Source organism: Streptomyces sp. NPDC057486 (assembly GCF_042802415.1).
GTDB lineage: Bacteria > Actinomycetota > Actinomycetes > Streptomycetales > Streptomycetaceae > Streptomyces > Streptomyces yanii.
This window is the reverse complement of record NZ_JBHVEE010000026.1, coordinates 11518-27966: the sequence shown is the minus strand read 5'-3', so window position 1 is coordinate 27966 and position 16449 is coordinate 11518. Positions and strand designations below refer to the sequence as shown.

Here is a 16449-nt window from a genome sequence, read left to right as displayed (position 1 = left end):
GTTCTGGTGCACGCCGCAGGCTGCACGTTCGGGAGGGGAACCATGATCACCAGCGCCGTAACCGCGCGTCTTGTCGCCACATTCACCGCGCCCCTGGACCGGGAGCGAGATGCCGCGTACGCCCCGTCCGTTCTGCGGTGGCCGGACCGGCGGCTGCTGATACAGCGGGGAGATGCCGAGGCGGTCGCCGTCGGGCTGGACGACGGGGCCGTACCGCGGACCCGCTTCCCGGCGCCGTGGCCGCGCCGTTTCGGTACGTTCACGGTGGCGCCGGCCGGGGATCTCGCGGTCTTCTCGGGAGTGCACGCGGTGCGCGCCGTCGATCCGGCGGGCGTGGTGCGCTGGGAGGTGCGGCACGGCTGCTGGGAGGGCGGCTGCCGCGTCCTGCACGAGTCGTACGAGGAGTACGCGGACGACAGGACGCACCTGTACGCGGACAGCGGCTCCGCAGTGTTCTCGGCGGACGGGTCGCTCGTGTGGGCCCATGTCCGCGGCCCCGTCGCCTCGGCCGGCCCGGATCCGGAGGCGCTCGACGAGTGGCTGGTCATCGATGCCGCCGACGGGCGAGTGCTGGGCCGGGCGGACGCGGAGACCGTGGCCGCGGGCTCGGAGCACGTACCGCACCCGGATCCGGCACAGATGGGGCTGAGCGTCGGCGAGGGCCAGGACGGGGCACCGCTGCTGTGGGGGCGGTGGGACGGGGTGGAGCTCTCCGTGGAGCAGTTCGGCGAGCAGGAGCGGATCCTGACGTCGGTGAGCCCCACCGGTGAGTACTTCCTGACCGTGGCCCACGACCTGGACTCGCTCGCCCTGCACCGGGTCGCGGACGGCGAGGTGGTGGCCGAACTGCATGCGGAGGACGCCGTGCCCCGTCATCCCGACGCGGATCCGGACGACTGTGAGGCCGACGAGGTGATGTGGGACTACGAGTGCGGCTTCCTGGACCGGGAGACGGCGATCACCAGTACGGACCAGGAGGAGGAGTTCGGCCCGGTCCGGCACTGGCTGCTGGAGACGGCGGGAATGCGGCCTGCCGGCCAGATCGCGTACCCTTTCCCGGTCTGCGGCACGCCCACGGCGCTCGGCGACGGCACCTGGTACACGGTGTCCAGGGACGGGGACGCCCTGCACGTGTGGACTCCGGACAACCCGAGGGTGTCCGATTGACGCCCACATCCGGCCATTCATTGGCCGAAGAGCAATCTTCAGCGCGTATGCCGGACATGCCGATGCAACCCATACTGCCCACGTGGGCGTATACGGGGCATCGACATCGAGGAGGCCTGCCATGGGTGACACACTGCTGGCCCTGTCCATCCCCCTGCTGGTCTTCGCCGGGGGGATCTACGCAGGGTGCGAGAACTGGTGGCGGCACCGGCACCCGGCGCCGCCTTCGCCGTACACCCATCAGGCGGCCCGCCTCACCGAGCGCGAGATGGCCGGGGCGGCGCAGGAGATCGTCGACGAGGCGTACGCGACGCTCGGTGCGTTCTACGGCGCCGCGGAAGCGCCGGAACCGGCCGCACAGAGGCCGACGCCGGCGGAAACCATCGGCACCGCGAGCGCCCCGGGTGTCCCCGGGGTCACGCCCGGGGCGGCTGCCAGGCCGGGTCGCGGCCGGTCATACCCAGCATCCGCTCAAAGGGGCTAGCGCTGTCCGGCACGGGAAAGGGTTCGCCGTACACCTTCGCCTTCCGTGCGTTCGGCGCCATGTCGGCGATACCGGGCCCCAGTTCGCGCACCACGGCCTCGTCCGGAACGAATTCCTGCCCGGTGGCGCGCGCCAGGTCCCATGCATGCACGGTCAGATCGCCCAGCACCATCTGCGCGACGGTTCTGGCGGGGAACCCCATGGAACCCGCGGTCCCCTCGTCCGCACCCGGCGCGCCCCACGCCGCCACCAACTCGGCCGTCTCCTCGCCGAAGCGGCTGCGCCAGTCGCCGGTGACCGCGGTCGGCCTCGCGCCGAAGTCCGGCTCCTCCCTGGCCGCCAGGGCCTGGAAGTTGACGACCACCTGGAAGAGATGATCGACCAGGGCCCGTACGTCGTACTCCGTGCACGGCGTGGGATCGCCCAGTTGGCCGTCGTCGATCCCGCGCACCACAGGAATCGCCCGCTGTGCGGCCACGTCCAGCAAATCACTGATCTTCTTCATGCTTCAACCGTGCATCCGGCGATCGCCCGCTTCCCGAAGAAACGCGGCACAGATGACTCGAACTTTTGTGCGGCATAGGATCGCCGCCATGTCAGGTCCTCGACGCGACTACCGCGGCATCGTCGACGCCCACGAACTCCTCTCGCACGTGCACTTCCGCCGACGCGAGCCCGACCCCGGGCTGCGGACGCAGGTGGCGAACTACTGGCTGATCGACTGGGACCTGCCGGAGCCGTACGTCTCGCACGTGGTGCCGCACCCTTCGGTGAACCTGGTCTTCCAGCGCTACGAGAGCGCCGGCGAACCCCCCTTCGCGGAGGTCGCGGGCATCGGGCTCCAGCTGTTCAGCCAGAAACTGGAGGGCCGGGGACGGGTCTGCGGGGTGAAGTTCCGGCCGGGCGGCTTCCGGCCCTTCGCACCGGACCACCCGGTGTCGCGGTGGTCGGGCCGCCGGCTCATGGCGGACGAGGTCCTCGCCGTACCCGCGCCCGTGGCGGCCGTGCTGGACCCGGCCGAGGAGGACGCACGGGTCGCGGCGCTGGACGCGTACCTGCTGGCGCTCGTCCCGGAACCCGACCCGCAGGCCGAGCGCGTGATGGCGCTGGTCGAGCGCGTCCGCACCGACCGTACGATCCGCCGTGTCGACGAACTCGCCCGCACCGAAGGGCTGTCGGCGAGGTCGCTGCAGCGGCTCTTCGCCACCTATGTGGGCGTCGGCCCCAAATGGGTCATCCTGCGCTACCGCATCCACGAGGCGCTGGAACGCGCCGAGACCGACCCCGAGGTGGACTGGGCCACGCTCGCGGCGGAACTCGGTTACAGCGACCAGGCGCACCTGGTCAGGGACTTCACGACGACGCTCGGAGTGGCGCCGGCGGCTCTCGCCGGGCGCTGATTGTCAGTGCCGCGTCCTACTGTTGGCGCATGGAGCACACTCCCCCGTCATCCGCTTCTCCCGTACGGATCGAGCCCTGGTCGGACGGCGACCTGGAGCTCCTGCGCCGGGTCAACGCGCCGGAACTGATGGATCATCTGGGCGGCCCGGAGTCGGAGGAGCAGCTCATGGTGCGCCACGGCCGCTATGTGGAGATGAGCGCGGACCGCACGGGCCGGGGCAGGATGTTCCGGATCACCCTGGCCGACGGAGGCGGGGGCGAGGCCGTGGGGACGATCGGATTCTGGGAGCGCACCTGGCAGGGCCAGGAGGTGTACGAGACGGGATGGGCCGTCCTCACCGGCCACCAGGGGCGGGGCATCGCCACGGCCGCGACCAGGGCCGTCGTCGAGCAGGCGCGGGCCGAGCGCAAGCACCGCTACCTGCACGCCTACCCGTCCGTCGACAACGGCGCGTCGAACGCGGTGTGCCGCAGGGTGGGCTTCGTCCTGATCGGCGAGTGCGACTTCGAGTACCCGCCCGGCCATGCGCTGCTGACGAACGACTGGCGGCTGGACCTCACTCCGGAGCTCGGTTCCGGGCCAGGCCCCGGGCTCAGTCCGAGTTCCGGGCCAGAGGCTTGTTGAAGCTGAACGCGACGATGTTCAGCCGCTCGCGCAGATAGAAGCGGTGGGCATCGGTGCGATGGGTGCCCGAGTCCAGACTCAGGTCCAGGCAGCCGGCCTCCCGGGCGCGCTGCTCCAGATACCCCAGCAGCCGGCGGCCGACACCGGTGGACCGGGCGTGCTCGGCGGTGACCAGATCGTCGACGTACAGCTTGCGGATCTGGCTGGTGTTGTCGACGATCCGCCATCCGGCCGCACCCACGCATGCGCCGTCGCCGTCGTGGACGGCGGTGAAGCGGAGCCCCTGCGGGTACCCCTTGTCGTACACCTCGCGGAAGAGGTCCTCCGTCAGATGCGGACGGAGCTCGCGCAGCACGGGAAGAAGGTCCGTGGCCAGTCGGGGGTCGCCGGGTTCGAGGTCGGTGATCTTCATGCGGGAACTGTAGGCGCAGCCCCGGGGGCTTGCGAGGGGGATCCGGCAGCCATTCTCATGGTCGTTGGCCCATCACCACGAGCACCGCTTCACCGAGCGACGGGGGACCCGATGCTGCTGGCACACATCAGCGATCTGCATCTCGACGGAACGGCCCGCGCCACGGACCGCGCGAGCAGGGTGGTGAACTACCTCAACTCCCTGGTCCGGCAGCCGGACGCGGTCCTGGTCACCGGCGACATCGCGGACCACGGCGCACCCGAGGAGTACGCCGAGGCAGCCCGCCTGCTGGCCGCGCTGACCGCGCCCGCCCTCCCGTGCCCCGGCAATCATGACGACCGGTCCGCGTACCGCAAGGTCCTGCTGGCCGACTAAGCGGGAGAGGGGACGGGCGACGGCACCGCGCCCATCAACCGGCTGCACCACGTGGCCGGTTACGCCCTGCTGCTCTGCGACTCGACGATCCCGGGTGAGGACCCGGGCCGGTTCGACGACGAGACCCTGGAGTGGCTCGCGCGCACGCTCGACGAGCTGGGCGACACCCCGGCCATTCCTGCGTTCCACCACCCCCCGGCCGCCGTCCACCACCCGTACCTGGACTCGACGAACCTGACCAACGCGGCACGGTTCGCCCAACTCCTCGCCGAGCGCCCCGTCGACAACGTCCCGGCGATCCTGACCGGCCACGCCCACACCCCGATGGCATCGACCTTCGCCGGGCGGCCTCTGCTCGTGGCACCCGGAGTCGTATCGACGCTGCGGCTGCCGTGGGAAGGCGGCGACGGGCTGATCGACCCGGAGGCCCCGCCCGGGGTCGCCTTCCATGTTCTGGACGAGGGCGACCCGGGCGCGGGTGGCCGCATCACCACGCACTACCGCGTCGTGCCGTAACCGGCAGCGCTCAGCCCGGCGTCACCCGCGGGCCCGCCCAGAACGTTTGACGGGCGGGCCTCCCTCATGGATATTTATCTGCGTTGCGCAGCTTATGCGTTACGCACAAAATAACTGAAGGAGCTCCCCGTCATGCTCACTCTCGTCACCGGAAGCCGCGGCCGCGTCGGTTCCGCACTCGTTTCGCTCCTGCACCGCGGCGGCCACGCCGTGCGCGCCGCCTCCCGTGACCCCGCCCGGCTCGACCTGCCCGCCGGAGTGCCGGCCGTGGCGTGCGATCTCACCGATCCCGCCACCTTCGCCCCCGCGCTGGACGGCGTCGGCTCCGTCTTCCTGTACGCCGAACCGGCCGGGATCGACTCGTTCCTCACCCGGGCGGAGGCAGCCGGAGTCCGGCACATCGTGCTGCTCTCCTCCAGCTCGGTACTCGGCCCGGACGCGCAGGAGAACCCGATCGCCCGCCCCCACCACGCGGTCGAGCAGGCGCTCGCCGCCTCGCCGCTCACCACGACCGTCCTGCGCCCGGGCGCCTTCGCGACCAACGCGTACCAGTGGTCCGCGGCGGTACGGAGTCACGGCGCCGTGGACCTGCCCTACCCGTGCAGCCACACCAGCCCGATCCATGAGGCGGACATCGCCGAGGCCGCCCTCGCGGTCCTCACCGAGCAACGGCTGCAGGGCGCGGCGTACCACCTGACCGGTCCCGAATCGCTCACAGCCGCCGACCAGATCGGCCTGCTGGCGGCGGCCTCGGGGCAGCCCGTCACGGTCAACGCCGTGAGCCGGGAGGCCTGGAAGGAATCCGTGGTCCCGCACATCCCCGAGGAGGTCGCCGAGGGACTGCTCGGTTACTGGGCATCCACGGACGGTTCACCGGCCGAGGTGACCGGCGAGACCGAGAAGCTGACCGGCCACCCGGCCCGTACGTTCGCCACCTGGGCCGAGGAGCATGCGGACGCGTTCCGCGCCTGAGCCTGCCCGCCCCGCCTGCTGCCCCACGCCCATGTATTCCCTGGCTCACACAGACCGCCCGGTGGCATGCTGACGACGTGAACGGACCGGAGATCCACCTCGAAGTCGCCCCTGAACTGTGGCTCTTCGTTGCCCATGAACGCCGCAACGGACGCACGTCAGTGACCACCGACGGAGCCTCGACGCTCGGCCATGTCGTGGAATCGCTCGGCGTCCCGCTCACCGAGGCCGGCCAACTACTCGTGGACGGCCGCCCCGTCCCCGTCTCGCACATCCCGGGCGCGGGCGAACTGGTGGAGGTGCGCGCGGTGGCGCGACCCCAGCGCGTCGAGGGCGCGCCACTGCGCTTCCTGCTCGACGTCCACCTCGGCACGCTCGCCCGGCGGCTGCGGCTGCTGGGCGTCGACGCCGCATACGAGAGCGAGGACCTCGGCGACCCGGCGCTGGCCTCCCTGTCGGCGAAGGAGCAGCGGGTGCTTCTCTCCCGGGACCGGGGACTCCTGAGGCGGCGGGAGATCTGGGCGGGGGCGTACATCTACAGCGATCGCCCGGACGATCAGCTGCGGGACGTGCTGGAGCGGTTCACACCGGAGCTGGCCCCGTGGACCCGGTGCACGGCCTGCAACGGACCACTGGCCGACGCGGACAAGGAATCCGTCCGGGAGCAGCTGGAGCACGGCACACAGCAGTCGTACGACGTCTTCGCGCAGTGCACGGAGTGCGGCCGGGTGTACTGGCGCGGCGCCCACCACTCCCACCTGGAGACGATCGTCGCCGACGCGGTGCACGAGTTCGGCACCCGGGATCAGACCGGCCCGGTCCCGTAGAGCCGTAAGGCGGGGCGCGGCCGGACACGATCCGCACGACACCCCTGACGGATCGCCTATGCCCCGCCCTGTGCCGCATCGAACTCCCCGCTCCGCAGCCGCGCGATCTGGCCCGCACCGAGCTCGACCGTCCGCCGCATATGAGCGATGAGAAGTGCCACCTCGGCGTCGTCGTACGTCTCGAACATCGCCGCCCAGTCCCGACTCAACCTCTCCCAGACGGCGCCGAACTCCGCCATCCGCTCCGGCACGGTCGCGACGAGCACCCGCCGCCGGTCCGCCGCGTCGCGCTCGCGCGTCACATAACCGGCCCGTTCCAGCCGGTCGACGAGCCGGGTCGCCGACCCGGTGGTGAGCCCGGTCAGCTCCGCGATACGTCCCGTGGTGACCGGTTCCGCTTCGAGGCTGAGCAGGTTGAGGCACTGCAGATCGGTGGGGTGGATCCGCAGATGGTCGGCGACGGCCTGATTGAAGAGGGCGTACGCGGCCATGTAGCGGCGCGACTCGGTGGACAGCTCGGCCAGCAGAGCACTGCGCCGGACCGGGGACTTCTGCGGCATGCAGAGAGTGTACGAAGCAGACACTGCCCCTGCGTCATCCCCGCGGGCCCGGACCACCGCACTCACTACGGCTGCTCGGCGGTCAGATAGCGCTGGACGGTGGGCGCGAGCCAGGCGATCACCTCATCACGAGGCATCGAGACAGCGGGCGCGACGCGCAGGACGTAGCGGGCGAGCGCCATCCCGAGGATCTGGGACGCGACGAGCGCCGCGCGGCGCGGGGCCTCGGCGGGGACCGGGCAGACACCGGCAGCTATCGGACCGAGCTGCTCCGCGAAGACGGCCCGCATCCGCTCGGCCCCCGCGTCATTGGTGACGCCGACCCTGAGCAGAGCCGTCAGCACGTCGTCCTGCTCCCAGCGGTCCAGGAAGTGCGCGACCAGCACGGCTCCGATGTGCTTCCCGGGCAGCGCCCCGAGCTCCGGCACCCGCAGGTCGATCACGGACGCGGCCGCGAACAGCCCTTCCTTGTTGCCGTAATAGCGCATCACCATCGACGGGTCGATGTTCGCGTCGCGCGCGATGGCCCGGATGGTGGCGCGCTCATAGCCATCGGCGGCGAACCGCTCACGGGCGGCTTCGAGGATCGCGGCCTTCGTCGCGTCCGAGCGGCGGGGGGCTTTCGTCGTCATGCCAACAATCGTAGGCCAACAGGTGTTGACGTGCCAGTGGCGCCGGTTCTACATTTACCAACAAGCGTTGACCCACATCCGTTGGCAAACAACTGTTGATATCGGATGACCGTTGGCACACGGCTTCAGGAGGCCGCCATGACCAGCAAGCCCAGCACCCGCACGAACACGGACTCCACCCCCGACGCCCCCGACACCGTCGATGTACTCGTCGTGGGTGCAGGACCCACCGGAATGCTGCTCGCCGGCGACCTCGCCGCACGCGGCCTGTCGGTCACCGTCGTCGAGCGCCGCCCGCGGAGCACCAGCAACATGACGCGCGCCTTCGCCGTCCACGCCCGCACTCTCGAAGCGCTCGACACCCGCGGCCTCGCCGACGAACTGGTCAAGACGGGCTCCGTCCTCACCGGGATGCGGCTCTTCGGCCGCCTCTCGCTCGACCTGTCCCGGCTCGCGTCCCGCTTCCCCTTCCTCCTGATCACCCCGCAGTACGAGGTCGAGAGCCTGCTGGAGCGCCGCGCGCTGTCCGCGGGCGTGGACTTCCGGTACGGCACGAGGCTGACGGCCCTGCACCAGTCCGCCGACGCGGTCACCGCCGAGGTGGAGAGCGCCGACGGGACGCGGAGCACACTCTCGGCCCGCTACGCCGTGGGCACCGACGGAGTGCGCAGCGCCGTGCGCGAGGCGCTCGGGCTCCCGTTCCCCGGCAAGTCCGTGATCCGCTCCATCGTCCTCGCCGATGTCCGGCTCACCGAAGCGCCCACCGGCCTCCTCACGGTCAACGGCGTGGGGGATGCCTTCGCCTTCATCGCCCCCTTCGGCGACGGCTGGTACCGGGTCATGGGCTGGGACCGCAGGCGCCAGGCCGCCGACAGCGACCCCGTGGAGCTGGACGAACTGCGCGAGATCGCCCGGCTGGCCCTCGGCAGCGACCACGGCATGCACGACGCCCGCTGGATCTCGCGATTCCACAGCGATGAGCGCCAGGTGCCCGCCTACCGCGTGGGCCGGGTCTTCCTCGCCGGAGACGCCGCCCACGTCCACTCCCCCGCGGGCGGGCAGGGCATGAACACCGGGCTGCAGGACGCCGCCAACCTCTCCTGGAAGCTCGCCGCCGTCCTGCGGGGAGAGTCACGGGCCCCGGAGGCGCTCCTCGACAGCTACCACGCCGAGCGGCACCCGGTCGGCACCAGGGTGCTGCACAGCAGCGGTGCGCTGGTCCGTCTCGCCATGGCCCGCACCCTGCCGCAGCGAGCGGTTCGCGCGACCGCCGCCGGCCTCCTGGCCAGAGTCCGGCCGGCCGGGGACAAGGCCATGGACCTGATCTCCGGCATAGGCATCGCATACCCGGCGCCGCGCGGCTCCCATCCCCTCACCGGCAAGCGGGCCCCGGACCTGGGACTGGCGGAGGGCCGCCTCCAGGAGCTGCTGCGCGACGGTGCGTTCGTCCTCGTGACTCCCGCCGACGCCCCCACACCGACGTCCCGGACCCCGCTGGTCCACGCCCACTGGACGAGCGACCGCGCGACCACGCTGCTCGTCCGCCCCGACGGCTACGTCGCCTGGGCGAGCGACCGGCCCGACCCGGCGGCGCTGCAGGCCGCTCTCACCCGATGACCACCGTTCGACCCGGGCACCGTGCAGGTCGCGCGGCCACGGTGCCCGCCGCCACCGCACCGGCCCCTCGCGCCACCAGGGGTCAGAAGACGTACTCGTCACCGGTGGCGGGCACCAGCACCTCATGCCGGTTGTTGTCGGGGTTCCGGTCGGTCGCCCCACCGTTCCAGACGGTGTCGATCCGCACGACCACCTCGTTCGGCCGCCTCGCCAGCTGCAGCTCGAGCGCGAGCTGGCGGCCCGCCCACTCGTCCGCCCGTAGCGGACCCGTCCGGCACAGCACGGTTCGGGCGCTCGCCTGCAGACACTCGACCGGCATCTCCTGCCGGCCGCTGAGGGGCACCGAGAAGCGGAACCGTACGGTCACGCTCACCGGACTCGACGGACCGTGGTTCTGGCTGTGCAGCCAGACCCCGAGCCCCCTGCCCCACAGCGAGACATGCCCGTGGTGCGAGACGTCCGCCTCCCGCGCCACCCGCCGGTCCGCCGGCACGGGCACGGGCCCCGTCGCGACCGCCTGTCCAGCCCCCCATGCCCCTGTCGACACCGTTGCCGCCATCGCCGCCGCGGCGGAAACCGCCAGCCGAGCCCTACGCGTGACTACCATGCCCCGAAGATAGCGATCACCCCGAATTATCCGTATTTACACACCGATTCTCCGCTCCACTCCACCCGCTTGCCCCACCCATCCGAACCCACCCGACCGGCATGAAACGCTGCTCCCATGGTCGTCGCCCGCTCTGTCGCACTCTTCGCCGTTGCCGCGCTCTTCGAGATCGGCGGTGCCTGGCTCGTCTGGCAGGGCGTGCGGGAACACCGGGGCTGGATCTGGATCGGCGCCGGAGTCATCGCCCTGGGGGCGTACGGCTTCGTCGCCACGCTGCAGCCGGACGGTGAGTTCGGCCGCATCCTCGCCGCGTACGGCGGCGTCTTCGTCGCGGGCTCGCTCGCCTGGGGCATGGCCGCCGACGGCTACCGCCCCGACCGCTGGGACGTCATCGGCGCGCTGATCTGCCTGGCCGGCATGGCCGTGATCATGTACGCCCCCCGCAACCACTGAGAATCAGCACCCCACCGCCCACGTCGCCGACACCCATCACCGACCGTCCGCCGACCACGCCGATACCCCCACCGCTCGGGCGCCGAGCGCCGGCCCCGCCGACACCCGCCGGACTCCGGCGGCGCCGCTCTCCCCGCCCCGGCCGCCTCGGGAAATGCGACCGCCGAACGGAACCTCGCGCCGCCTGCCTATCCTGACCCCGTACCGATCAGCTGTCCGAGGAGTCGAGTCCGCATGGCCGCCACCCCCATCGCCGTCATCACCGGAGCGAGCAGCGGCATCGGTGCCGCGACCGCCCGGCAGTTGGCCGCCGCCGGCTACCGCGTCGTCCTGACCGCCCGCCGCAAGGACCGCATCGAGGCGCTCGCCGCCGAGATCAACGAGGCGGGCCACGAGGCCACGGCGTACGCCCTGGACGTCACGGACCGCGAGGCGGTCGACGCTTTCGCCACCGCCTTCCGCTCCCTCGCCGTCCTCGTCAACAACGCGGGCGGCGCGCTCGGAGCGGACCCCGTCGCCACCGGCGACCCGGCCGACTGGCGCCAGATGTACGAGACGAACGTCATCGGCACGCTCAACGTCACCCAGGCCCTGCTCCCCGCCCTCACTGCGGGCGGGGACGGCACGATCGTGATCCTCTCCTCGACGGCGGGCCTGTCCACGTACGAGGGCGGCGGTGGCTACGTGGCCGCCAAGCACGGCGAACACGTCCTCGCCGAGACCCTCCGCCTGGAGATCGTCGGCACCCCGGTCCGCGTCATCGAGGTCGCCCCCGGCATGGTCAAGACGGAGGAATTCGCCACCACCCGCTTCCGCGGCGACACCGAGAAGGCCGCCAAGGTCTACGCCGGCGTCGATGCCCCCCTCACCGCCGACGACGTGGCCGACACGATCACCTGGGCCGTCACCCGCCCCAGCCATGTCAACATCGACCTCCTGGTGGTCCGCCCCCGCGCCCAGGCGTCCAACTCCAAGGTCCACCGCACGCTCTGAAGCCATCGGCCCGCGCGGAAGAGCCCCGGACCACCACCACAGGGTCCGGGGCTCGCCTTCGTAGCGGCGCCAAGGGCGATCAGCCCTTCACACACACCACCTGCTTCAGCTTCGCGACGACCTCCACCAGGTCCCGCTGCCGCTCGATGACCTGCTCGATCGGCTTGTAGGCACCCGGGATCTCGTCCACGACACCGGAGTCCTTACGGCACTCCACGCCTCGCGTCTGCTCCTCCAGGTCCCGCGTCGAGAAGCGCCGCTTGGCCGCGTTGCGGCTCATCTTCCGGCCGGCGCCGTGCGAGGCCGAGTTGAACGACTTCGCGTTCCCGAGCCCCTTCACGATGTACGAGCCGGTACCCATCGACCCCGGGATGATGCCGAAGTCGCCCGAACCGGCACGGATCGCCCCCTTGCGGGTGACCAGCAGGTCCATGCCCTCGTACCGCTCCTCCGACACATAGTTGTGGTGGCAGGAGATGACCGGTTCGAAGGTGACCCGGGCCTTCTTGAACTCCTTGCGGACGACGTCCTGGAAGAGCCCCATCATGATCGCGCGGTTGTGCTTCGCGTACTCCTGGGCCCAGAACAGGTCGTTGCGGTACGCCGCCATCTGCGGGGTGTCCGCGATGAAGACCGCCAGGTCACGGTCGATCAGGCCCTGGTTGTGCGTCAGTTTCTGTGCCACCCCGATGTGGTACTCGGCGAGTTCCTTGCCGATGTTCCGGGACCCGGAGTGCAGCATCAGCCACACCGAACCCGCCTCGTCGAGGCAGAACTCGATGAAGTGGTTTCCGGATCCAAGCGTTCCCATCTGCTTGGTGGCACGTTCATGACGAAACTTGACCGCATCCGCAATGCCGTCGAACCGCCCCCAGAAGTCGTCCCAGCCCGCGGTCGGGAAGCCGTGCAGCCGGCCGGGGTCCACGACGTCGCCATGCATGCCGCGGCCCACCGGAATGGCCTGCTCGATCTTCGACCGAAGCCGCGACAGGTCGCCCGGAAGGTCATTGGCCGTCAGGGAGGTCTTCACCGCGGACATGCCGCACCCGATGTCCACTCCCACCGCCGCCGGACAGACCGCACCACTCATCGCGATCACCGAACCGACGGTCGCGCCCTTGCCGTAATGCACGTCGGGCATGACGGCCAGCCCCTTGATCCAGGGCAGCGTGGCAACGTTCTGCAGCTGCTGCATCGCGCCGTCCTCGACCGAGGCCGGGTCGGCCCACATGCGGATGGGAACCTTCGCCCCAGGCACCTCTACGTACGACATAGCCCCTCGATTCCCCCGAAAAGTCTGAAAGCGCAAAACCGGTGCCAAGATCGGCAAAAGAGTCGGCCGACCGGCAATCACAGCGGCGCGTGCGATACACATTGTGTCCACCGGCCGCCATCGAGCGGCAACTTCTTTTCGCTCGAAGGGAGCCCGGACCGTGCGACGAATGGCGTACGTACCCGGCGTCGCACTCCTCGCAGTGCTGACGGCCGGCTGCACCGGTGGCACCGGCACCGAAGGCCCCGCCGCCGACAGCAAACCCGGCAGCCCGAGCATCGCCGCCGCCCCGTCGGGCAAGTACCGCACGCTTCCCGAGCCCTGTCGCTCCATCGCGCTGTCCACGCTGAAGGACCTGCTTCCGGGCATCGCCGAACTGCCGGAGAACCAGCAGGAGAAGGCGTACAGGGGCACGGCCGCCGTCACCTACGACACCGACCGCAGGGTCGGCTGCCAGTGGAAGTCGGAGGCCGCGGCCTCGTCCCGCTCCGTCGTGCTCGACTTCGAGCGCGTCGTCTCGTACGACACCTCGGTGAGCGACGAGGACCGCGCCCGCGAGGTGTACGGGAAGAAGGAGACCGCGGCCCACCTGCCGTCCGCCACCTTCACCCCCGCCGACGCGGAGAAGATGACGGCCTCGCCGTCGGACTCCCCGTCGGACTCCCCCTCCGGCTCTGCACAGGGTGCCGGCGGCGACGCGGGCGCGGGCCCCGAGGACCTCCGTCCGCGCGCGCTCGACGACCTGGGAGATGCCGCATTTCTGGACGATCTACTCACTCGGGCAGGATCCAGCGCACAACACCGCACGGTGAGCGTGGTATTCCGCACATCGAACGTCATCGTGACCGTCCGGTACTCCGAGCAGCCCGCCCTCGCGAGCCAGGTCCCGGACAGCAAGGAACTGCAGGAGAAGGCCCAGGCGCTGGCCCGGAAGCTGGTCGACAAGTTCAGCGAATAGCCCGCCGCGGGGCGCCGGCGAACCGCACCCGCGCCGGTCGGCGGAGGCGGCATCCGGCCGCCGTCCGTCGTACCGTGGCCCTCCGGAACACCCGCCCGAGCACCATGCCACCCGCCCGTCGCGCCACCCGAGTGAAGGAACCATGCACCGAACAGCCCCGCGACTCACCCGCATACTCGCCTGCGCCGCCGTCCCGGTGATGCTCGTCGTCGCCGGCTGCTCGTCGGACTCCGACAGCAAGAAGGAGTCGGGCTCGTCCTCGGCGTCCGCTCCGAGCGCGAAGAAGACGGAGGCGACGGTCGAGCCGGCGAAGTTCGCCGAGCTGCCCGACCCGTGCGACGCGATCTCCGCAAAGACGATCACCTCGCTGGTGCCCAAGGCCAAGAACAAGGCCGGTACGCCGGCCCGGTCCAGCGACACCGCGGCACGCGCCGGCTGTTCCTGGAACGGCCTCGACGACAACGGCGTCAAGGGTTCGCAGTACCGCTGGCTCGACGTCGGCTTCACCCGCTTCGAATCGGACCAGGCGCTCGGCAGCGGCGCCAAGCGCGCCCAGGAGGACCTCGAGAACCAGATCGCCAAGAGCAAGGCGACCGAGGGCGCCAAGAAGGTCGTCGAAGCCCCCGTCAGCGGTATCGGCGACCAGGCCACCACGGTCACGTACGACCTCACCAAGACGAAAGAGGACTTCAAGTACGCCACGGTCGTGGCCCGTACGGGGAACGTCGTCGTCACCCTGACCTACAACGGCGCGGGTTACGCGGGCGCGAAGACGCCGTCCGGCGACGACATCCTGAAGGGCGCCGAGAAGGCCGCCAAGGAGGCCGTCGCGGAGGTCACCGATGTCAACGCGAAGAAGTCGACCCCGTCCGCGGGCACATCGAAGTCTCCGACAGCGACGAAGTCCGCGTCGCCCACGTCGTAAGACCGCACCACCGCCCGCCGGGCATTCCCGCAAGGCCCACGGCGGGTACCCGAACAACCCTGTGCAGAAGCAGTCCTACGAAGCCCGGCCCTCCCCCGAGAGCCGGGCTTCGCCCCTCCCCGAGCACCGCATCCCACGCGCATGTGCCAGGCTGTGCCCGCCAGAAGTCGAAGTCGGGAACGCAGGGAGGGGATCGCGGGTGGCCGCGATGCAGCTGACACGCACGCACCGGATACTCATCGGGATCGTCGTCGCGGGCGCGGCGGTCATTGCCGCGATCGGCTTCGCGGGCTCGTACGCGGCGGTGCGCGAGCTCGCCGAGCAGAAGGGCTTCGGGAACTTCTCCCTGGTCTTCCCGATCGGTATCGACGCGGGCATCTGTGTGCTGCTGGCGCTGGATCTGCTGCTGACCTGGATGCGGATCCCGTTCCCGCTGCTGCGCCAGACGGCCTGGCTGCTGACCGCCGCGACGATCGCCTTCAACGGCGCCGCGGCCTGGCCGGATCCACTGGGCGTCGGCATGCACGCGGTGATCCCGGTGCTGTTCGTGGTCGCCGTCGAGGCCGCCCGGCACGCGGTCGGCCGGATCGCCGACCTCACGGCCGACAAGCACATGGAGGGTGTCCGCCTCACCCGCTGGCTGCTCTCCCCGGTCCCCACGTTCAAGCTGTGGCGCCGGATGAAACTGTGGGAGCTGCGTTCGTACGAGCAGGTCATCAAGCTCGAACAGGACCGGCTGATCTACCAGGCGAGGCTCCAGGCCCGCTTCGGCCGCAACTGGCGCCGCAAGGCACCGGTCGAGTCCCTGATGCCGCTGCGGCTGGCGAAGTTCGGTGTCCCGCTGGCCGACACCGGCCCGGCCGGCCTGGCCGCAGCCGGCATCGAACCCGCCCTGCTGCCCCCGGCCCCGGCCGCCGCCGAAACGGTGCACCACCACGCCGAGCTGCCGTACGCCGCCCAACAGCAGCAGCATCACGCCGAGCCCCGGCAGCACCCGCAACAGACCCAACAGCAGTACACCCATCCCTCCGACCCGGCCGCCGAGGAGTGGCCCCCTGAGGGCCCCGGCGCCCACGAGAGCCCCTGGTTCGCGGCGCCGCAGGCCCCGAACGGCGCGTACGAGGGCGCGTACAACCCCACCGATGTCGAGGGCCTGGAGCCCACCCCGGTCATGATCCCGTCGGGCCCGGGCGGCCGCACCCGTCCCCTGGGCAACGTGGGCACGATCGGCGCGGTCCCTCACCCCCGCAGCGAGGAACCCCTGCCGGAGCAGCCGGACCAGCCGCAGGGTCCGCCCCAGGAGGAGCCGCAGCCCCCGCAGGAAGCTGATCCGGCGGAGTGGGCCGAGGCGGAGATCGAGTTCGGCAACATCGCGTACGAGGTGTTCTCCGACCTCACGCACCAGCACCAGGTCCACCCGAGCGCCGAGGTCCTCGACATAACGCTCTCGGACGCCCACGGCGTCAGTCACCCGCGCAGCACGGCCCTGCTCCGGCGCCTGCTCCCGGGCTTCAAGCAGCGCTTCGACAACGAGATGGCCGAGAACCACATCGCATAGCCGCCCCCGGGTCCGTCCGCCGCACGAGAACGGACCGGAACCGACAGAACGGAGGGCCGTCACCCGCATCCCCGGGTGACGGCCCTCCGTACGA

Annotated in this window: 18 protein-coding genes and 1 pseudogene; 13 read left to right on the top strand and 6 right to left on the bottom strand. The window is 70.9% G+C overall.

The genetic code is table 11. The annotated features are described in order from the left end of the window. The first annotated feature begins 42 nt into the window (after positions 1–42). Both ACFU6I_RS14995 and ACFU6I_RS14990 read left to right on the top strand, forming a co-directional pair. Positions 43–1167, top strand: a complete 1125-nt coding sequence (locus tag ACFU6I_RS14995) for a hypothetical protein (protein WP_384365780.1) — start codon at positions 43–45, stop codon at positions 1165–1167. Positions 1168–1288: 121 nt separating this feature from the next. Beyond that, positions 1289–1651 carry a hypothetical protein gene (locus tag ACFU6I_RS14990; RefSeq protein WP_384365777.1) on the top strand — a complete coding sequence of 121 codons (363 nt, stop codon included), beginning with the start codon at positions 1289–1291 and terminating at the stop codon, positions 1649–1651. Here ACFU6I_RS14990 and ACFU6I_RS14985 read toward each other — a convergent pair. Beyond that, on the bottom strand, positions 1584–2156 hold the full coding sequence (locus ACFU6I_RS14985) for a TIGR03086 family metal-binding protein (RefSeq protein WP_384045316.1): 573 nt from the start codon (positions 2154–2156) through the stop codon (positions 1584–1586). The genes ACFU6I_RS14990 and ACFU6I_RS14985 overlap by 68 nt on opposite strands. A gap of 88 nt (positions 2157–2244) precedes the next feature. Between ACFU6I_RS14985 and ACFU6I_RS14980 the strand changes: the two genes are divergently transcribed. Together ACFU6I_RS14980 and ACFU6I_RS14975 are read left to right on the top strand one after the other, a co-directional pair. Then, positions 2245–3051: a DUF6597 domain-containing transcriptional factor gene (locus ACFU6I_RS14980; protein ID WP_384365774.1), complete on the top strand. Its 807-nt coding sequence runs from the start codon at positions 2245–2247 to the stop codon at positions 3049–3051. 29 nt (positions 3052–3080) lie between these two features. After that, positions 3081–3677, top strand: a complete 597-nt coding sequence (locus ACFU6I_RS14975) for a GNAT family N-acetyltransferase (RefSeq protein WP_384365771.1) — start codon at positions 3081–3083, stop codon at positions 3675–3677. On the opposite strand, the gene ACFU6I_RS14970 is transcribed toward ACFU6I_RS14975, so the two are convergent. Beyond that, the gene (locus ACFU6I_RS14970; RefSeq protein WP_384365768.1) at positions 3646–4089 is read right to left on the bottom strand and encodes a GNAT family N-acetyltransferase; all 444 of its coding nucleotides are present in this window, start codon (positions 4087–4089) and stop codon (positions 3646–3648) included. The two genes, ACFU6I_RS14975 and ACFU6I_RS14970, sit on opposite strands and share 32 nt — an antisense overlap. 111 nt (positions 4090–4200) lie before the next feature. Between ACFU6I_RS14970 and ACFU6I_RS14965 the strand changes: the two are divergent. The 3 genes and pseudogenes from ACFU6I_RS14965 to ACFU6I_RS14955 all read left to right on the top strand — a co-directional run bounded on the left by ACFU6I_RS14965 (position 4201) and on the right by ACFU6I_RS14955 (position 6779). Beyond that, positions 4201–4980: pseudogene (locus tag ACFU6I_RS14965) on the top strand (metallophosphoesterase). Between the two features lie 132 nt (positions 4981–5112). Then, on the top strand, positions 5113–5952 hold the full coding sequence (locus tag ACFU6I_RS14960) for an SDR family oxidoreductase (protein ID WP_384365765.1): 840 nt from the start codon (positions 5113–5115) through the stop codon (positions 5950–5952). A gap of 77 nt (positions 5953–6029) precedes the next feature. Then, positions 6030–6779 (top strand): Mut7-C RNAse domain-containing protein, encoded by a 750-nt coding sequence (locus ACFU6I_RS14955; protein WP_384365762.1) that lies wholly within the window; start codon positions 6030–6032, stop codon positions 6777–6779. A 56-nt stretch (positions 6780–6835) separates the two neighbouring features. On the opposite strand, the gene ACFU6I_RS14950 is transcribed toward ACFU6I_RS14955, so the two are convergent. Further along, entirely contained in the window at positions 6836–7339 is a 504-nt protein-coding gene (locus ACFU6I_RS14950; RefSeq protein ID WP_384365759.1) for a MarR family winged helix-turn-helix transcriptional regulator, read from the bottom strand. A 65-nt stretch (positions 7340–7404) separates the two neighbouring features. Next, positions 7405–7971 (bottom strand): TetR family transcriptional regulator, encoded by a 567-nt coding sequence (locus ACFU6I_RS14945; protein ID WP_384365756.1) that lies wholly within the window; start codon positions 7969–7971, stop codon positions 7405–7407. A gap of 138 nt (positions 7972–8109) precedes the next feature. Here ACFU6I_RS14945 and ACFU6I_RS14940 point away from each other — a divergent pair, with 138 nt between their 5' ends. Beyond that, complete coding sequence (locus ACFU6I_RS14940; protein ID WP_384365753.1) at positions 8110–9588, top strand: FAD-dependent oxidoreductase; 1479 nt, start codon at positions 8110–8112, stop codon at positions 9586–9588. An 82-nt stretch (positions 9589–9670) separates the two neighbouring features. Here the strand turns inward: ACFU6I_RS14940 and ACFU6I_RS14935 are convergent, their stop codons facing one another. Beyond that, positions 9671–10195 (bottom strand): hypothetical protein, encoded by a 525-nt coding sequence (locus tag ACFU6I_RS14935; protein WP_384365750.1) that lies wholly within the window; start codon positions 10193–10195, stop codon positions 9671–9673. A 117-nt stretch (positions 10196–10312) separates the two neighbouring features. On the opposite strand from ACFU6I_RS14935, the gene ACFU6I_RS14930 reads away from it, so the two are divergent. Both ACFU6I_RS14930 and ACFU6I_RS14925 read left to right on the top strand, forming a co-directional pair. After that, complete coding sequence (locus tag ACFU6I_RS14930) at positions 10313–10648, top strand: YnfA family protein (RefSeq protein WP_384365748.1); 336 nt, start codon at positions 10313–10315, stop codon at positions 10646–10648. 234 nt (positions 10649–10882) lie between these two features. Beyond that, a complete protein-coding gene (locus tag ACFU6I_RS14925) occupies positions 10883–11641 on the top strand; it encodes an SDR family NAD(P)-dependent oxidoreductase (RefSeq protein WP_376338732.1) in 759 nt (252 codons plus the stop codon). Between the two features lie 79 nt (positions 11642–11720). On the opposite strand, the gene ACFU6I_RS14920 is transcribed toward ACFU6I_RS14925, so the two are convergent. Beyond that, complete coding sequence (locus ACFU6I_RS14920; RefSeq protein ID WP_384365745.1) at positions 11721–12914, bottom strand: RtcB family protein; 1194 nt, start codon at positions 12912–12914, stop codon at positions 11721–11723. Positions 12915–13083: 169 nt separating this feature from the next. On the opposite strand from ACFU6I_RS14920, the gene ACFU6I_RS14915 reads away from it, so the two are divergent. From ACFU6I_RS14915 to ACFU6I_RS14905, 3 genes are all read left to right on the top strand, one after another. Further along, positions 13084–13872 carry a DUF3558 domain-containing protein gene (locus ACFU6I_RS14915; protein ID WP_384365742.1) on the top strand — a complete coding sequence of 263 codons (789 nt, stop codon included), beginning with the start codon at positions 13084–13086 and terminating at the stop codon, positions 13870–13872. A 142-nt stretch (positions 13873–14014) separates the two neighbouring features. Continuing rightward, on the top strand, positions 14015–14797 hold the full coding sequence (locus ACFU6I_RS14910) for a DUF3558 family protein (RefSeq protein ID WP_384365739.1): 783 nt from the start codon (positions 14015–14017) through the stop codon (positions 14795–14797). 199 nt (positions 14798–14996) lie between these two features. Further along, complete coding sequence (locus ACFU6I_RS14905; RefSeq protein ID WP_384365736.1) at positions 14997–16355, top strand: DUF2637 domain-containing protein; 1359 nt, start codon at positions 14997–14999, stop codon at positions 16353–16355. Positions 16356–16449: the final 94 nt, after the last annotated feature.